Annotated in this window: 16 protein-coding genes; 10 read left to right on the top strand and 6 right to left on the bottom strand. The window is 68.0% G+C overall.

Annotation, left to right across the window (positions count from 1 at the left end):
* Both MFF06_RS19775 and MFF06_RS19770 read right to left on the bottom strand, forming a co-directional pair.
* The coding region (locus MFF06_RS19775; protein ID WP_238207216.1) for an AAA family ATPase at positions 1-334 on the bottom strand (334 nt) is incomplete at its 3' end.
* Positions 327-1,235, bottom strand: coding sequence for a DUF7146 domain-containing protein (locus MFF06_RS19770; RefSeq protein WP_238207214.1), 909 nt, complete (start codon positions 1,233-1,235; stop codon positions 327-329). The genes MFF06_RS19770 and MFF06_RS19775, both read right to left, overlap by 8 nt.
* 887 nt (positions 1,236-2,122) lie before the next feature.
* Here MFF06_RS19770 and MFF06_RS19765 point away from each other — a divergent pair.
* The gene (locus MFF06_RS19765) at positions 2,123-2,671 is read left to right on the top strand and encodes a formaldehyde-activating enzyme (RefSeq protein ID WP_238207212.1); all 549 of its coding nucleotides are present in this window, start codon (positions 2,123-2,125) and stop codon (positions 2,669-2,671) included.
* 49 nt (positions 2,672-2,720) lie between these two features.
* Here MFF06_RS19765 and MFF06_RS19760 read toward each other — a convergent pair whose 3' ends face one another.
* Positions 2,721-3,869: a nickel/cobalt efflux transporter gene (locus MFF06_RS19760; RefSeq protein ID WP_238207210.1), complete on the bottom strand. Its 1,149-nt coding sequence runs from the start codon at positions 3,867-3,869 to the stop codon at positions 2,721-2,723.
* Between the two features lie 8 nt (positions 3,870-3,877).
* The gene (locus tag MFF06_RS19755) at positions 3,878-4,156 is read right to left on the bottom strand and encodes a metal/formaldehyde-sensitive transcriptional repressor (RefSeq protein ID WP_238207208.1); all 279 of its coding nucleotides are present in this window, start codon (positions 4,154-4,156) and stop codon (positions 3,878-3,880) included.
* 216 nt (positions 4,157-4,372) lie between these two features.
* On the opposite strand from MFF06_RS19755, the gene MFF06_RS19750 reads away from it, so the two are divergent.
* From MFF06_RS19750 to MFF06_RS19740, 3 genes are all read left to right on the top strand, one after another.
* Positions 4,373-4,918, top strand: coding sequence for a cytochrome b (locus MFF06_RS19750; RefSeq protein WP_238207206.1), 546 nt, complete (start codon positions 4,373-4,375; stop codon positions 4,916-4,918).
* Positions 4,919-4,923: 5 nt separating this feature from the next.
* The gene (locus MFF06_RS19745) at positions 4,924-5,619 is read left to right on the top strand and encodes a VIT1/CCC1 transporter family protein (RefSeq protein ID WP_238207204.1); all 696 of its coding nucleotides are present in this window, start codon (positions 4,924-4,926) and stop codon (positions 5,617-5,619) included.
* Positions 5,620-5,764: 145 nt separating this feature from the next.
* Positions 5,765-6,241: a hypothetical protein gene (locus MFF06_RS19740; RefSeq protein ID WP_238207202.1), complete on the top strand. Its 477-nt coding sequence runs from the start codon at positions 5,765-5,767 to the stop codon at positions 6,239-6,241.
* Between the two features lie 79 nt (positions 6,242-6,320).
* Here the strand turns inward: MFF06_RS19740 and MFF06_RS19735 are convergent, their stop codons facing one another.
* On the bottom strand, positions 6,321-6,557 hold the full coding sequence (locus MFF06_RS19735; protein ID WP_238207200.1) for a hypothetical protein: 237 nt from the start codon (positions 6,555-6,557) through the stop codon (positions 6,321-6,323).
* A gap of 236 nt (positions 6,558-6,793) precedes the next feature.
* On the opposite strand from MFF06_RS19735, the gene MFF06_RS19730 reads away from it, so the two are divergent.
* On the top strand, positions 6,794-7,357 hold the full coding sequence (locus MFF06_RS19730; RefSeq protein ID WP_238207198.1) for a GAF domain-containing protein: 564 nt from the start codon (positions 6,794-6,796) through the stop codon (positions 7,355-7,357).
* Here the strand turns inward: MFF06_RS19730 and MFF06_RS19725 are convergent.
* Positions 7,341-7,940, bottom strand: coding sequence for an OmpA family protein (locus MFF06_RS19725; protein ID WP_238207195.1), 600 nt, complete (start codon positions 7,938-7,940; stop codon positions 7,341-7,343). The genes MFF06_RS19730 and MFF06_RS19725 overlap by 17 nt on opposite strands.
* Before the next feature lie 409 nt (positions 7,941-8,349).
* Between MFF06_RS19725 and tssA the strand changes: the two genes are divergently transcribed.
* The 5 genes from tssA to tssF form a co-directional block, all read left to right on the top strand.
* Positions 8,350-9,894 carry a type VI secretion system protein TssA gene (gene tssA / locus MFF06_RS19720; protein ID WP_238207187.1) on the top strand — a complete coding sequence of 515 codons (1,545 nt, stop codon included), beginning with the start codon at positions 8,350-8,352 and terminating at the stop codon, positions 9,892-9,894.
* 46 nt (positions 9,895-9,940) lie between these two features.
* A complete protein-coding gene (gene tssB / locus MFF06_RS19715) occupies positions 9,941-10,459 on the top strand; it encodes a type VI secretion system contractile sheath small subunit (RefSeq protein WP_238207185.1) in 519 nt (172 codons plus the stop codon).
* Between the two features lie 20 nt (positions 10,460-10,479).
* Entirely contained in the window at positions 10,480-11,964 is a 1,485-nt protein-coding gene (tssC, locus tag MFF06_RS19710) for a type VI secretion system contractile sheath large subunit (RefSeq protein ID WP_238207182.1), read from the top strand.
* Between the two features lie 46 nt (positions 11,965-12,010).
* Positions 12,011-12,427, top strand: coding sequence for a type VI secretion system baseplate subunit TssE (gene tssE / locus MFF06_RS19705; RefSeq protein WP_238207180.1), 417 nt, complete (start codon positions 12,011-12,013; stop codon positions 12,425-12,427).
* A 74-nt stretch (positions 12,428-12,501) separates the two neighbouring features.
* Positions 12,502-13,993, top strand: a 1,492-nt coding sequence (gene tssF, locus MFF06_RS19700; protein ID WP_238207178.1) for a type VI secretion system baseplate subunit TssF, incomplete at its 3' end; no start/stop codon positions are given.

The following is a 13,993-nucleotide window of genomic DNA, read 5'->3' as shown; positions in this document are numbered from 1 at the left end:
CGAGGTACAGCACGTCGCCCTGTTCGCATTGGATGCCGCCGAGGCAGTCGCCCCCGCGCGCCACCGCCAGCCCGCTTTCCAGCACGAGCCACGATTTGCCGAGCTTTGGCCGCCCGGCGAGAAGCGTGCAGCCCTCGGCGATGTAGCCCGGCACGACATATCGGATCGGGGGGAAAGACATGCGGCGCAGGTCAGCGGCGTTGCCGATCACTACCTCGACGGGCGGCGGACTGCTTTTACCGGAACCGCGACGATGGTTGCGGGTCTCGGCAAAGGCGTCATAGCCGACGGCATCATCAGCCGGAAAGCCGTGTTCAATCGTGTACTCAGTCACGGCGCGCCTCCACGATGTCGTTGAGATCGGCACCGGGGGCCTTGGCCTTGACCCGGAACACCTCCTTGCCTGCGAAACGCCACCGGCCGGAGCAGGTAGCGGATGCCATTTCCCCTGCGGGGTCGTGATCTACAGCGATCCAAAGCGACTCGATGCCCGGCAGCGGCATGAAGCCGGCGACGCCAGCGGCGTTCAACACCGCCCAGGCGGGGGTGTCCCCAAACTCGGGGAAGCTCCGAAGGGACAGGGTGCTCTCGATCCCCTCTCCGATCCCCAGGCAGTACGTCACCTCGGCGTCGGCGGTGAGCTTGACGGCGCCGCCGCGCAACCCACCCAGGGCGAGGCGGTCGCGCCCGTTCACGATGGCCTTTCGACCATCTAGGGTGAGCGCCGTCCGGTGGATCGCCTGCGGTTCGTCCGTCACGACGTTCCGCACCAACGCGATCATGGCGGGGGTGCGAGTCCCCGCGAAGGGGCAAGCCGGGGCGAACCGGATTACCTCGTGCGGATCGGCGGGAAGGCCGAGCCCGCGACGCCAGAGGTACGTCTCGACGGGCGAACCCGCCGCCGGTTGCGCCTCACGCCAGATCCGCAGGGCGAGCGCAGTACGATCCAAGATCGGATCATGCCGGACATGGTCACGCTCGGCCGTGGGCTCGAAAGGGTGCGCAACTTGCGCACCCCCGCCGGGCCGATCTCGCCCGAGCCGCCAGAGGACGAAGTCTTTGGCGGCTAGGTGATTGCCGCCAGCGTGGTCGAAAACCAAGAGGCCGCCTGGCGCCGATGGCTCAATCCGAATTGAGATTGAGCCATCTTCATCGCTGTGCCCTTCACCAGGGCAATTGATGTTCCCGCCGCTGACCTTGCCTCCGAGGATCCGGGCGATGGTGTACTTGTCCATCATCGCGACACCTCGCCGGATTTGGACCGGAGCATCGCCATCGCCTCGAAGGCCGAATGGATCGCCCGTCCAGCGGAAGCGATAGAATGAGCCGTCGCGGGTCCGTCGCCCGCTGCGGCGAGGGCGGCGGCGGCTTCAGCGTAGCGAGCAGCCAAAGCCGCCCGCTCTGCGATCTCGGAAAAGATGAGGCTTGCGAGAGGTGAGGTCATGCGCAGCCTCCACGAAGGAAGGCGCGGGCCTCGGCGCGGCCGGCGAGCACGCAAACCACCATGCCCTGACGATCCAGAACCGCCGTCAAAGCGCTTGCCAGAGTGGGCCGATTGGCCCTATCTCTCATCGCGGTTCTTTTGCCGGAGCCGATCTTTTTAGCGCCGTTGCGGGTCGTGACCCCCGCGACGGCGTTTTCGTTGGTACGCCCTCCAGGGCGCAGTAAAATCCGTTTCGACAAAGCCAAATTCCTCTTGTTCCTCAATGGCGGAACGAAGAGGGAAAGTGTCGAAATAGCCCTTGTAAGTACTACGTTTTCCGTAGCCTCTTAATCAGCGGGTCCTAGGTTCGAACCCTAGTGCGCCCACCAAACATCCTCCGAGATACTTCATTCGGTCCAAGGGCGCCCATGCGGCGCCTTTTGCGTGTCTGAGGCCGTGGACGGCCTCCGGGCAGGCGCAGTCTGTCCTGTGGTGCGGCCCGACGGGTCCGAGCCTCGTATCCTCCACGCAAGGTGTCGTCGGCCGGAAGGCCCCCTATGTAGGTGCGGGCCGGTTCGCGAACGGGCTCGCCCAGGGCGGCGACTCGATGAAGGTCCGCTTCATCGCGACCACCGGCGACCGCTTCCGACGATGAGGCGCGCCCGGGCGGGGCGTTCCCACCCTTGACCGAGAGACAGCATGAGCGAACGCATCATCCTCCGTGCCGGCGAAGCCCTGGTGGCGGGCGGCCCGCCCAACACGGCGTCCGAGCCCGAGGTCATCATCGGCGAGCTCGATGGGCCGGTCGGCACGGCGCTCGCCACCCTCACCGGCGACCAAGTCGTCGGCCACAGCCGCGTCTTCGCCCTGCTGAACACCGACATCATGGTCCGCCCTGTGACGCTCTGCGTCTCGAAGGTCAGCGTCACGGAGAGCAAATACACCTCGATCCTGATGGGCACGGTGCAGTTCGCGATCGCCAACGGCGTGCTCGACGCGGTGCGCGCGGGCTACATCCCCAAGGAGAAGGCCAACGATCTCGGCATCATCTGCTCGGTCTGGCTGAGCCCCGGCGTCATCGAGGCGCAGACCGTGGACCACAAGGCCCTGTTCGAGATCCAGCGCAGGGGCATGACCGAGGCGATCCGCAAGGCCATGACTCACGAGCCGTCGATCGACTGGCTGCTGGAGAACCAGGACACCATCGTCCACAAGTATTACCAGATGGGCCTCGACGGGAAGATCTAGAGCCAAAGCCGACCGGGTTGAGCCAGACCCGTCGATGAAGCCCTGGTCGTCATTGCGAGCGGGATAAGGCGATGGGGGCGGCGGGACGGATTGATCCGTCCGCCGATCCCCGGATTGCTTCACCGTGGCCGTGCCGAAGCCCCTCCCAGCCCAGCCAGCCCGTGTAGAGGCCGACGAGGACGATGAGGGCGGCCGAGGCGTAGGGCGCGCGCCGGGCGAAGGCGCCGAACCCGGACCAGCGCGATGCCACGTGCTCGATGCTGAGCGCCGCCAGGACGCCCGCCGACACCATCGTCAGCGCCAGTCCGATGCTGAAGCAGATTACGAGCGCGAAGCCGAGGCTGAACTGTTTCAGCTGGATGCACAGCAGCAGCACCGTGATGGCCGCCGGGCATGGGATCAGTCCGCCCGTCAGGCCGAACAGCACGATCTGCCCGGTCGTCACGGGCCGGCCCGCGAAGCGACGGCGGATGTCCTCGGCATGGGCGCGGGCATGGGCATCGTCCCCGTCGCCGAGGTCCATGTGTCCGTGATCGTGCTCCGCGAAGGCGACTTCGTGGATCTCGTCTCCCGCCGACCCCTTCAGCGTCAGCCGGGCCGTGAAGGCATGCGGCTCGGGGATCGTCTCCAGGCTCTCCAGGAACTCGTCACCCTCCGTGAAGGAGAACGTCTGCCGGGTGCCGTCGGGGCGCACCGTTTCGATGCGGAGGTCGTCGGCCGCCGGCAACGAGCCCGGTCCGGCGTGAACCCGCCACCGCGGCGGCACGCCGTCCTCGAACACCTCCAGCGTCAGCGGCCCGTTCACGGTGGCGACGGGCGTCGCCCCACCATGATGGTGATGGTGATGATGGTGCTGCTCCCGCCAGGTGCGCCACGCCATCCAGAGCGCGATACCGACGATCAGCACCGCCGAGGCGAGTTGGAGATACGGCTCGCTCGCCGCGCCTCCCCATTCCTGCCCGAGATACTGCCCACCCAGGGCGATCACCCAGACCACCGCCGTATGGGAGAGCGTGGCGGCCAGCCCGAGGAGGATCGCCTGCGTGACCGTCCCGCGCACCGCGACGATGAAGGCGGCCATCATCGTCTTCGAATGGCCAGGCTCCAGTCCATGAAGGGCGCCGAGCAGGATCGCGCTCGGCGCGAACAGCCACGCATGGGTGGCCCCCTGCTGGAGGAGGTCAGGCAAGGAGGTCATGGTTCCCATCACTTGAGGTACGTCCGCACCACTTCGATCAGCTCGGCCGCGCCCCGGGCACGCTCGGCGTCCGGCTCCGCATCCGGGTTCACGACGTGGTGGCGGATGTGGTCTTCCATCAGCTCGGCGGTCAGCCCGTTGATGGCCCCGCGCATCGAGGCGACCAGCATCAGGACGTCGGCGCAGCCGAGTTCGGCCTCGAGGGCCCGTTCCACCGCTTCCGCCTGCCCCTTGATCCGGCGGACCCGCGCCAGGAGCTTGGTCTTGTCCTTGATCGTGTGGGCCATCCCGGCCTTCTCCGCCACAGTAATGGATAGGGGGGTACCCTATCCATTACCGCACGCCAAGTCCGCTGTTCTGCCACCCTCCGGATTTACATTAGATAGGTTCTAAACTATGCCCCGGCCTTCGGATGCTGGCGCAGGCGGCAACGGGGGCGATTCGGGCTGCCGCCGAGCGTCACTGTCATCCCGCGATATCGACTGCTCGGCCGGAGGCCCAGGATGACGAAGGCAAGCGCGTCGGCGGCTGCCGCCGAGGGATACGATACCGGAACGATCGCGCTGCACTGGCTGATCGCAGCGCTCGTGCTCGGCCTCTGGCTCGTCGGCACCTTCCTCGAAGACCTCGTTCCCAAGGGCACCTTGCGCTCGGGCGTCTGGTCGGCCCATTTCGACGTCGGGTTCATCCTCACCGGCCTGATCCTGGCCTTCCTCGCATGGCGGCGGGCCGGAGGGCGTAACCTGCCGGTGCAAGACCCCGGCCCCCTCCATCGCGTGGCGAAGGTGACCCACGCCGCGTTGTACGTCCTGTTGCTGATCATTGTCGGCCTGGGCATCGCCAACGCCTTCGTCCGGGGCGTCTCCCTCGGCCCGATCAGCCTGCCGCAGATCGGCGACCCCGCGTGGCGGCGGCCCCTGACGCACTGGCACGGGCTGGCCGCCAATCTGCTGATGGCCGTCGCCCTGTTCCATGCCGTCGCCGCCCTCGTGCACCACTACCTCTGGCACGATGCCGTCCTGCGGCGCATGTTGCCTTGGAGAGCCTGACGCCCATGCGCCCCGTCCATCGCGAGCGACACCTCATCGACCGCATCGGCTGGCTGCGCGCCGCCGTGCTCGGCGCCAACGACGGCCTCGTCTCCACCGCAAGCCTGATCGTGGGCGTGGCGGCCTCCGCCGCGCAACCCGGCGAGATCCTCGTCGCGGGAAGCGCGGGCCTCGTGGCGGGCGCCATGTCGATGGCGGCGGGAGAATACGTCTCCGTGAGCTCCCAGGCCGACACGGAGCAGGCAGACCTCGCCCGCGAGCGGCGCGAACTGGCCGACGACCCCGCCGCAGAACGGGAGGAACTGGCCCGGATCTACGTGGAGCGCGGTCTCGATCATGGACTCGCCCTGCAGGTCGCCGAGCAGCTGATGGCCAAGGACGCCCTGGGCGCCCATGCCAGGGACGAACTCGGAATCTCCGAGGTCACGGCGGCGCGGCCGGTCCAAGCGGCGCTGACCTCGGCGGCGACCTTCTCCGCCGGGGCGGCTCTGCCGCTCGCGGTGGCCGCCCTCTCCCCGGCTAACGTCGCGGTCTACACGGTGTCGGGGGCGTCGCTGGTGTTCCTGGCGATGCTCGGCGCCCTCGGCGCCAAGGCGGGCGGCGCTCCCATCGCCCGGGCCACCGCCCGGGTGACCTTCTGGGGCGTCCTGGCGATGGCGGTCACGGCAGGCATCGGGAGCCTCGTGGGGAAGGCGGTGTGACGTGGTCGCCCAACCTCACTCCCTCGGGAGAGGTCCAGGCATTGTCCGGCGACAGCCGACGACCGGCGGCGCGATGGCGCCGGGGCCGGGGCCGTCTTCGGCATAAGAGGGTGACGACCCATTGGTGACGAGTTGGGGTGAACCGATGCGGAGACCTTTCACTGCAGTCGCGCTGCTCGCCGCCGTCCTGGCGCCGCGGAGCGCCTCGGCCGCCCAGACGATTCCCTACGGATCGCGAATCGCGATGGAGGTGACAGTCACCGAAATGAACGGCATCGGCACGGACCGCGCCGTCATCCATGTCGTCCACACGGCGGCGATGGCGCGGAGATTCTGCGTCGACTACGCGAATGACAGGTCCGCGCGCTGCGTGAGGGACACGTTGAACGAGCCGGGCCTGAAGACGGTGTTGCGTGGCAATTGCCGGAGCGGGGCCTTCACGACGCTCTACGGCGAGGCGATGACCTTCAAGGGCCGCAACCCGGATCGGGAAGAGGGCGCGCCGCGCTATCGGATCGAGGGCGCGAAGGGCACCCTCGATGGCAGCTATGCCTCCGGCTATCCGGAGATCCTGGCCCAGTTCCGCGCCCTGTGCCCCGCCCTGGTCGATTCGCTCGATTGAGGCCGGGCCATCGCGACGCATTCCGGCACCGGAGGCGGCCCTCCGCGGCGACGCCGCCGCCGGAGGACCGCGTGACGCCTCACGCCACGACCATCGGTTCGTGCTTGTCGCCGCCCGTCATGTGCGCGCCGTGGTTGTCTCCCGAATTGGCGTGGTTCTCCATCCCCTGCTGGTCGCGGGCGGGATCGGGAAACTGGGTCAGCGGACGCCAGGGCGTCGGCGGCACGCCCATGCGCAGGGCGCTCGGAAGGCGGAAGAGCCACACCGCCAGCAGCATGTAAGGCACGATGAAGAACGCGAACGCCGCAAGACCCATGGTGAAACCCCTGTGGACGGAGGCTGAAACGACACCTTCAACGTTCCGAGGGGGCGGTCCGATCCTGGCACCGACCGCGCGGCAGCGGAGAATTCCACGAAACGTCGCCGATCCAAGCCAAGCAGTAAACCGGATTGCCGGCTCGGGCGTTACGGAGAAGATGGGGGAGGACGGTGGGCGGCGTCGCGAGACGGCGCGAGCCAAAGACGCGGCGGTGGTTCATCGCAGGACAAGGGATGGCGGGAGAAGCAACGATCGGCCTCGAGAGCCAGACACCCCTGACGCGGGCGGCCAAGCGCCTCGCGTCGGCGCAGGGCATGGATGAGATCGTGGCGGTGCTGCGCTCCGAGGCCCGGCAAGTCGCGGGCTCGGACGGAATCGCGGTCATCCTGCGCGAGGGCGACCTTTGCCATTACGTCGCCGAAGACGCGATCGAGCCGCTCTGGAAGGGCCGGCGATTTCCCCTGGACCAGTGCGTGTCGGGGTGGGCGATTCTGCACCGCGCCAGCGCGGTGATTCCCGACCTCGAAGCCGACCTCCGGGTCCCGCGCGAGGCTTACACCAACACCTCGATGCGCAGCCTCGCCATGGCGCCCATCGGTTTGCCCGAACCGCTCGGCGCGCTCGGGGCCTACTGGTGTGCCTACATGGATCTGGACGACGCCACGATCCGCCGTCTGGAAATCCTGGCCGAGGTGGCGGGGGCGGCGATGAGACGAATCCTCGGCACCGTGGACCGTGACGGGGAGGCGGCAGGGCAGGGCAGGGTGACCGGTCCGGCCCTCACGGCTGACGCGTGACGAGGATCTCGACCCGCCGGTTCAGCGCACGCCCCTGCACCGTCGCGTTCTCGGTGATCGGCTCGACCGCGCCGCGCCCCGCAACAGTGATCCGGCCCCGCTCGGAGAGGGCAGGCCTGATGACCGCGGCGACCTCGTCCGCCCGCGCCTCCGACAGGGCCTGATTGTCCCGGAAGTGGCGGCCCGACCGGATCGGCACGTCGTCGGTGTAGCCGACGATGCGGAGGGGACCCTTCTCGGCCTCCACCACGTCCGCGACCTTGCGCAGGGTCTTGATCGAGGTGGGAATGACCTGGGACTCGCCCGAGGCGAAGAGCGAACCGTTGCTGATCCGGATGGCGATCCAGCTGCCGTAGGGCTCGACGGACATGGTCCCGGCGGCGATCTCGGCGGCCAGCGCCGCCCGGATGCGTTCGAGCTGGCTCGGCTTGGATGCGAGGGACAGCGTGATCTGCGCCGGCATCTCGACCTTCGGGGCGGCCAGCAGCGAGGGAAACAACAACGAGAGAACGGCGACGAGAAAGACGATCATGATGCTATAGCAGCCGATCTGGTAGTATCGATATCTGATCTGCGTGCTCACCAGTGCATACGCCTCGTCAAATACCACGAAGAACGGCAGGCAAAACGGACCGCCGCGCCGGTCGGTGGCCGAACAGGAGCCGCGACGCTCTCCGTAAGGGCCGATAGTGCCACGCACGCGACTATGCGACCGGACCGCTGCGCACCTATCCCGCTGCACAGCCGTCCGATTCCTGGGAAAAACTTGTCTGACGATAGCGTGCTGGCGGAAAAATTAAAAGCTCAAATTCGGAAACCTCAAGTTTGTTATTCTCATGTTGCATCTATAAGTTGCGTATTGACTCAGATATATTTTGAATCGAAGCTCTTTCATCGATCGACGACTCCCATCGTCTTCGAAACGCCGCGCGTTCGACCGATACGTGCGGCGATCACCTTACGGCACGGCATTGTTGCGGTGACAGGCTCCGGTGACGACGACCCGCTCAGACTTCTCAGACCCAAGGATCGGCATCGGTGAATCGGCCCCCGTCTCCGGTGGCGGCACGTCACGGGATTGCGCCGAGTACGAGGCGCTGGAGCAGTGGATCCGGCGGCTCGAAGCCGACGGGCCGGCCTCCGTCGAGTGGCCGGAGGTGGTTCGGCTCGCCATCGCCATCCTAGAGGCGCGGGGCAAGGATCTCGGGGTGGGCTGCTGGCTCGCCTACGGCTTGTTCCGGACGGAGGGGTATCGTGGCCTCGCCGTCGGCTTGGGGATCCTGCGCGGGCTGATCACCCACCATTGGGAGACGATGCAGCCCCCGGTCTCCCGGAAGCGGGCTCGGATCGGCGCGGTGGAATGGCTCGCAGGCCGGGCGGCCCACCTGTGCCAAGCGGAGCCGGAGGAGGAAGAGGCGGGCGCAATCCTCTATGCATTCGCCGCCATCGGCGAGATCGAGCACGCCATCAACGAGCGGCTGCCGAAGGATCCTGTATCGCTGCGCGACCTGATCCGCGGGCTGGCGCCCAAGCGCGACGCGGTGCGCCGGGCGCGGGAGCAGGCAAAGCGGCAGCGCGAGGAGGAGGAGGCGGCCCGCGCCCGCCTCCCTGTGCCGGCCCCGGCTCCGTCGGCCCCGCCCCGTCCGGCGCCGCCCGCCCTCGACCTCAAGGCCCTCGACGCCCTGCCGGACACGATGCGAACGCTCTCGGCGGGCCTCCTGGCCGCCGACACGACGGATGCCAGGGCCTACACGCTGTCGCGGATGGCCTCGTGGTCACGCATCCGCCAGCTGCCGCCCAACGAGGGGGGCCGCACCAGTGCGATGCCGCCGGCGGAGGAAGCGGCCACCCTGCGCGACCTCTGCCAGCGCGGCGACAACGCGGCCGCCCTGGCCATCCTGAACGACCTCGTCTGGAGTGCGCCCTTCTGGTTCGAGGGGCACCGGATCAGCGCCGAACTGCTCCTGCGCTCCGGTCCCGACCACGCCGACGCCCACGCGGCCGTGTGCGGAGCCATGCCGCTCCTGCTGCGGCGCTTCCCCGCGCTCGTCACCTTCACCTTCGCGGACGGCACGCCCCTGGCCGAGCCCGAGACGCAGGCATGGCTGTCGGAATGCGGGGGCACCGCTGCCCCGGCGAACGGGCTCGACCGGGCCCTCACGGAGGTGCGCCAGCTCCTCGCCGCCGGCAAGGGCCGGGAAGCGGTGGACCGCATGGCGACCCTGACCGAGGACAGCGGCAGCGGGCGCGACCGGCTCCTGCGCCAGATCGCCCAGGCCCGGTTCTGCCTCGATGTCGGCCTCGTCGCCGCCGCGCTCCCCCTGCTCGACCACCTGGACCAGATGCTGGAGGCCCACGGCCTGGAGAGCTGGGAGCCGGGTCTCGCGGCCCAGGTCGCCGAGCTGCGCTTCCGCGCGCTGACCCATCCCGACGCCTTCAAGCTCGTGCCGGAGGATCGGCGCCGTCTGGGCCTCGATCTGACCCGCCAGCGGCTCGTGAGGCTCGATTTCGCCACCGCAGCGCGCCTGTTCCGGTGAGGGGCACGCTGCGACCACCCTGGACTCACGGGATCAAGGGACCACGATGGCTCAAGATGTTTCCGTAGCGCCGAAAGAACGCGTCAACATCAAGTTCAAGCCCAGCACCGGCAACATGAAGGAGGAAGTGGAGCTTCCCCTCAAGCTGCTGATGCTCGGTGACTTCACCGGCCAGCCCGACGACCGCCCCGTCGACGACCGCCTGCCAGTGGAGGTGAGCAAGGACAACTTCGACGAGGTGCTGCGGAGCCACGACCTCAAGCTCGCGCTCAACGTGCCGAACCGCTTGGAGGAGGATCAGGCCGAATCGGAGATGCGGGTGGATCTCAGCTTCTCCGGCCTGAGGGATTTCGAGCCGGAATCGATCGCCCGGCAGGTGCCTGAACTCGCCGCGCTGCTGAAGCTGCGTGAGGCGCTGGTCGCGCTCCGGGGGCCGCTCGGCAACGTCCCGACCTTCCGCAAGTCGATCCAGCACCTCCTGGAGAGCGACGACACGAGGGAACGGCTGCTGCTCGAAGTGGCCGGGCCGAAGGCCGACGACGCACCATCCGACGACGCGCACTGAGCCGAGTGAGAGGACACCCGATGACCCTGCAAGTCGCCACCGACGCGCCGACGCGCCCGACCGTGATGCACGACCTCCCGCTCCTCGACCAGATCCTGGTCGAGACCAAGGTCCGCCCCTCGGACGAGGGATACGACCTCGCCCGCCAGGGCGTGGCGGCCTTCGTCTACGAGCTGATGCAGCCGCGCCGGAAGAACGACCAGATCAACAACGCGATCATCGACCAGATGATCGCCGGGATCGACGCTCGGATCTCCCATCAGATCGACGAGATCCTCCACCACGAGGAGTTCCAGAAGCTCGAATCCGCGTGGCGCGGCCTGAAGTTCGTGGTGGACCGGACGGATTTCCGCCAGAACGTTCGCCTCGAGATCCTCAACTGCTCGAAGGAGGATCTGCTCACCGACTTCGAGGACAGCCCCGAGATCGTGAAATCGGGACTGTACCGGCACATCTACTCGGCGGAGTTCGGCCAGTTCGGCGGCAAGCCCTACGGCGCGGTGATCTCGAACTACACCTTCGGAGCTGGACCGCAGGACGTGAAGCTGATGCGCTTCATGTCGAGCGTCGGCGCCATCTCGCACGCGCCCATGGTGGCCGCTGCGGCGCCCGAGATGTTCGGCGTGGAAAGCTACGAGGAGATCCCCAACCTCAAGGATTTCGACTCGATCTTCGAAGGACCCCGCTACGCCCGCTGGAACGCCTTCCGGCAGACCGAGGATGCCCGCTATTTCGGCCTGACCCTGCCGCGCTTCCTGCTGCGACTGCCCTACGGGCCGGAGACGGTCCCGGTGAAGTCCTTCAACTACGAGGAGAAGAGCGGCGGTGCGACGAACAGCTACCTCTGGGGCAACGCGGCCTTCGCCTTCGCCACACGCCTGACCGAGTCTTTCGCCCTCTATCGCTGGTGTCCGAACATCATCGGCCCGCAATCGGGCGGCGTGGTGGACAACCTGCCGGTCCATCACTTCGAATCGATGGGCCAGTTGCAGACCAAGGTGCCGACGGAGGTGCTGATCACCGACCGGCGGGAATACGAACTCGCGGAGCAGGGTTTCATTGCCCTCACCATGCGCAAGGGCAGCAACAACGCCGCCTTCTTCTCCGCCAACTCGGTGCAGAAGCCGCGATTCTACGGAAACAGCGAGGAGGGCAAGCGCGCGGAGCTGAACTACAAGCTCGGAACCCAGCTGTCCTACATGTTCATGATCAACCGCTTGGCCCACTACATCAAGGTACTGCAGCGGGAGAACATCGGCTCTTGGAAGAACCGGGCCGAGTTGCAGGACGAACTCGGCAAGTGGATCGGCCAGTACGTCGTGGATCAGGACAATCCCTCGCCGGAGGTGCGGGCACGGCGCCCCCTGCGCAAGGCCGAGATCCGCGTGGAGGATGTCGAGGGCGAGCCCGGCTGGTACCGGGTGGCCCTCTCGGTGATCCCGCACTTCAAATACATGGGCGCGGACTTCACGCTCTCCCTCACCGGCAAGCTCGACAAGCTCTGACACCGGTGGGGCCGCCGCGACCGGCGCGGCGGCCCGATCCCGAGGCATGACCGCGATGGCGAGCCTGTTCGAACGGTTGGAGCGGACCCGGGAGGGGATCGGCCCGCGCCTCGCCGGCCCCGTCGGGCCGCCATTGCCGGACAGTGTCCTCGCCAACGTCCGCCAGATCCTCAACGCCCGCCAGGGTTGCTGTCAGATCCGGCAGGATTTCGGCCTGCCGGACCTCACTTCCATCGCGGACGAGGCGTCGGAGATCGTGTCCTCCATCGCCAAGGCGGTGGCCACGCAACTCGAACGGTTCGAGCCGCGGCTGCGCCATGTGAGGGTGAAGCCGTCGGCGGAGGGGGGCCGCATCGGCGAGATGGCCTTCACCATCTCGGCCGTGCCGGTCGATGACGGCCGCCGCGAGACCCTCTCCTTCGATGCGGTGGTCGATCAGGACGGTCAGATCCGCCTGGCGTGACGTGTCTGTGTGCGGCTCCGGCTACGGCGCGGGAAGACCTTCCCCGCCGCGACGGGCCTTCAGGTAAGAGGTACATGTCGCTCAACGCCCTCTACGAGAACGAGCTGTCCTACCTGCGTGAACTCGGCCAGGAGTTCGCCCGGGCCAATCCCAGTCTCGCGGGCTTCCTGTCCCGGGAGGCGACCGATCCGGACGTGGAGCGGCTCCTCGAAGGCTTCGCCTTCTCCGTGGCGCAGCTGCGGCAGAAACTCGAAGACGAGATGCCTGAACTCGTCCACGGGCTCATCCGGCTGCTCTGGCCGCATTACCTGCGGCCGGTCCCGCCCATGAGCGTCGTGGCCTTCACGCAGGTGAACGAGGGCGACCGGGGCGCCATCGTGATCCCGGCGGGCATCGCCCTCGCGTCCCGCCCGGTCGACGGCGTCTCCTGCCGGTTCCGCACCTGCTATCCCGTCGATGTCCTGCCTCTGGCGATCACGGAGGTCGAGGGCGAGAGCGGGCACGCCTCCGCGCGCCTGTCGCTGACCCTCCAGGCGACGGGACGGGGCGGCCTGCGCGCGCTTCAGGGCGGGCGCCTCCGCCTCTTCCTCAACACCGCCCGGGAGCCCTCCGTCGGGCGGGCGCTGCTGCTGTGGCTCTCGCGCCATCTGCGGGCGATCACCGTGCGGGACGAGGCGGGCGTCCGCCTGTCGCTGCCGCCGGACGCCGTGCAGCCGGTGGGGTTCGGCGCCGACGAGGCCGTGATCCCCTATCCGCGCAACGCCTTCGCGGGGTTCCGCTACCTCCAGGAATACCTCGCCTTTCCCCAGAAGTTCCTGTTTCTCGACGTCACCGGCCTGGAGCCCGTCGCCACGCTGGCGGGGCGGAAGGTGACGCTGACCTTCGAGTTCGCGCGGCCCCTCCCGGATCAGATGCGGATCACCCGGGACCATGTGGTGCTGAACTGCACGCCGGTGATCAACCTGTTCCCCCAGGACGCACCGCCCCTGCGGGTGGACCGGTCGCGCAGCGAATACCGCGTGGTCACCGGAAGCCACCCGGAGGCGGCGATCTACGCGATCGACCGCGTGGTCGGCCACTTCCAGGGCAAGGCGGGGCGGATCGACTACGAGCCCTTCGAGTCCTTCCGGCACGACCTGCCGGGTGCGGTCGGCAGCAAGGCCTATGTCAAGGAGCGCCTGCGCCCGGCCGCGGTGGGGCGGGGCATCGACCATTTCCTGTCCTTCGTGACGCCGGACATGCCCGACGCGGCGACCACCGGCGAGGTGGTCTCGGTGGCGCTGACCTGCACGGACGGCGCCCTCGCCGAACGCCTCGGCATCGGCATGATCGACCAGCCGACCTCGGAGACCCCCGCCACCGTGCGGTTCACCAACGTGGCGGGGGTGAGCCCGCACACGCCGCCGCCCATCGGCGAGAACCTCCTGTGGCGGTTGATTTCCAATCTCGCGCGCAACTTCTCATCGCTGGCCGATGTCGGCGCCCTGCGCACCCTCCTAGCGAGCTACGATTTCCGCGCGCTGCACGACCTCCAGGCCCGGCGGCGCCTGGAGGTCGTGCAGCGCG

The sequence above is a fragment of the Methylobacterium aerolatum genome (genome assembly GCF_022179085.1).
Taxonomy (GTDB): Bacteria; Pseudomonadota; Alphaproteobacteria; order Rhizobiales; family Beijerinckiaceae; genus Methylobacterium; species Methylobacterium aerolatum.
This window is presented reverse-complemented; position numbering and strand designations above follow the sequence as displayed.

Excerpts from the sequence above, each read along its gene's own strand:
- MFF06_RS19735 (WP_238207200.1), bottom strand. The coding sequence starts at position 6,557 with ATGGGTCTTGCGGCGTTCGCGTTCTTCATCGTGCCTTACATGCTGCTG.
- MFF06_RS19730 (WP_238207198.1), top strand. The coding sequence starts at position 6,794 with ATGGCGGGAGAAGCAACGATCGGCCTCGAGAGCCAGACACCCCTGACG.
- MFF06_RS19740 (WP_238207202.1), top strand. The coding sequence starts at position 5,765 with ATGCGGAGACCTTTCACTGCAGTCGCGCTGCTCGCCGCCGTCCTGGCG.
- MFF06_RS19750 (WP_238207206.1), top strand. The coding sequence starts at position 4,373 with ATGACGAAGGCAAGCGCGTCGGCGGCTGCCGCCGAGGGATACGATACC.
- MFF06_RS19770 (WP_238207214.1), bottom strand. The coding sequence starts at position 1,235 with ATGGACAAGTACACCATCGCCCGGATCCTCGGAGGCAAGGTCAGCGGC.
- MFF06_RS19760 (WP_238207210.1), bottom strand. The coding sequence starts at position 3,869 with ATGACCTCCTTGCCTGACCTCCTCCAGCAGGGGGCCACCCATGCGTGG.
- tssC (WP_238207182.1), top strand. The coding sequence starts at position 10,480 with ATGACCCTGCAAGTCGCCACCGACGCGCCGACGCGCCCGACCGTGATG.
- MFF06_RS19755 (WP_238207208.1), bottom strand. The coding sequence starts at position 4,156 with ATGGCCCACACGATCAAGGACAAGACCAAGCTCCTGGCGCGGGTCCGC.
- MFF06_RS19745 (WP_238207204.1), top strand. The coding sequence starts at position 4,924 with ATGCGCCCCGTCCATCGCGAGCGACACCTCATCGACCGCATCGGCTGG.
- tssB (WP_238207185.1), top strand. The coding sequence starts at position 9,941 with ATGGCTCAAGATGTTTCCGTAGCGCCGAAAGAACGCGTCAACATCAAG.
- MFF06_RS19765 (WP_238207212.1), top strand. The coding sequence starts at position 2,123 with ATGAGCGAACGCATCATCCTCCGTGCCGGCGAAGCCCTGGTGGCGGGC.
- tssE (WP_238207180.1), top strand. The coding sequence starts at position 12,011 with ATGACCGCGATGGCGAGCCTGTTCGAACGGTTGGAGCGGACCCGGGAG.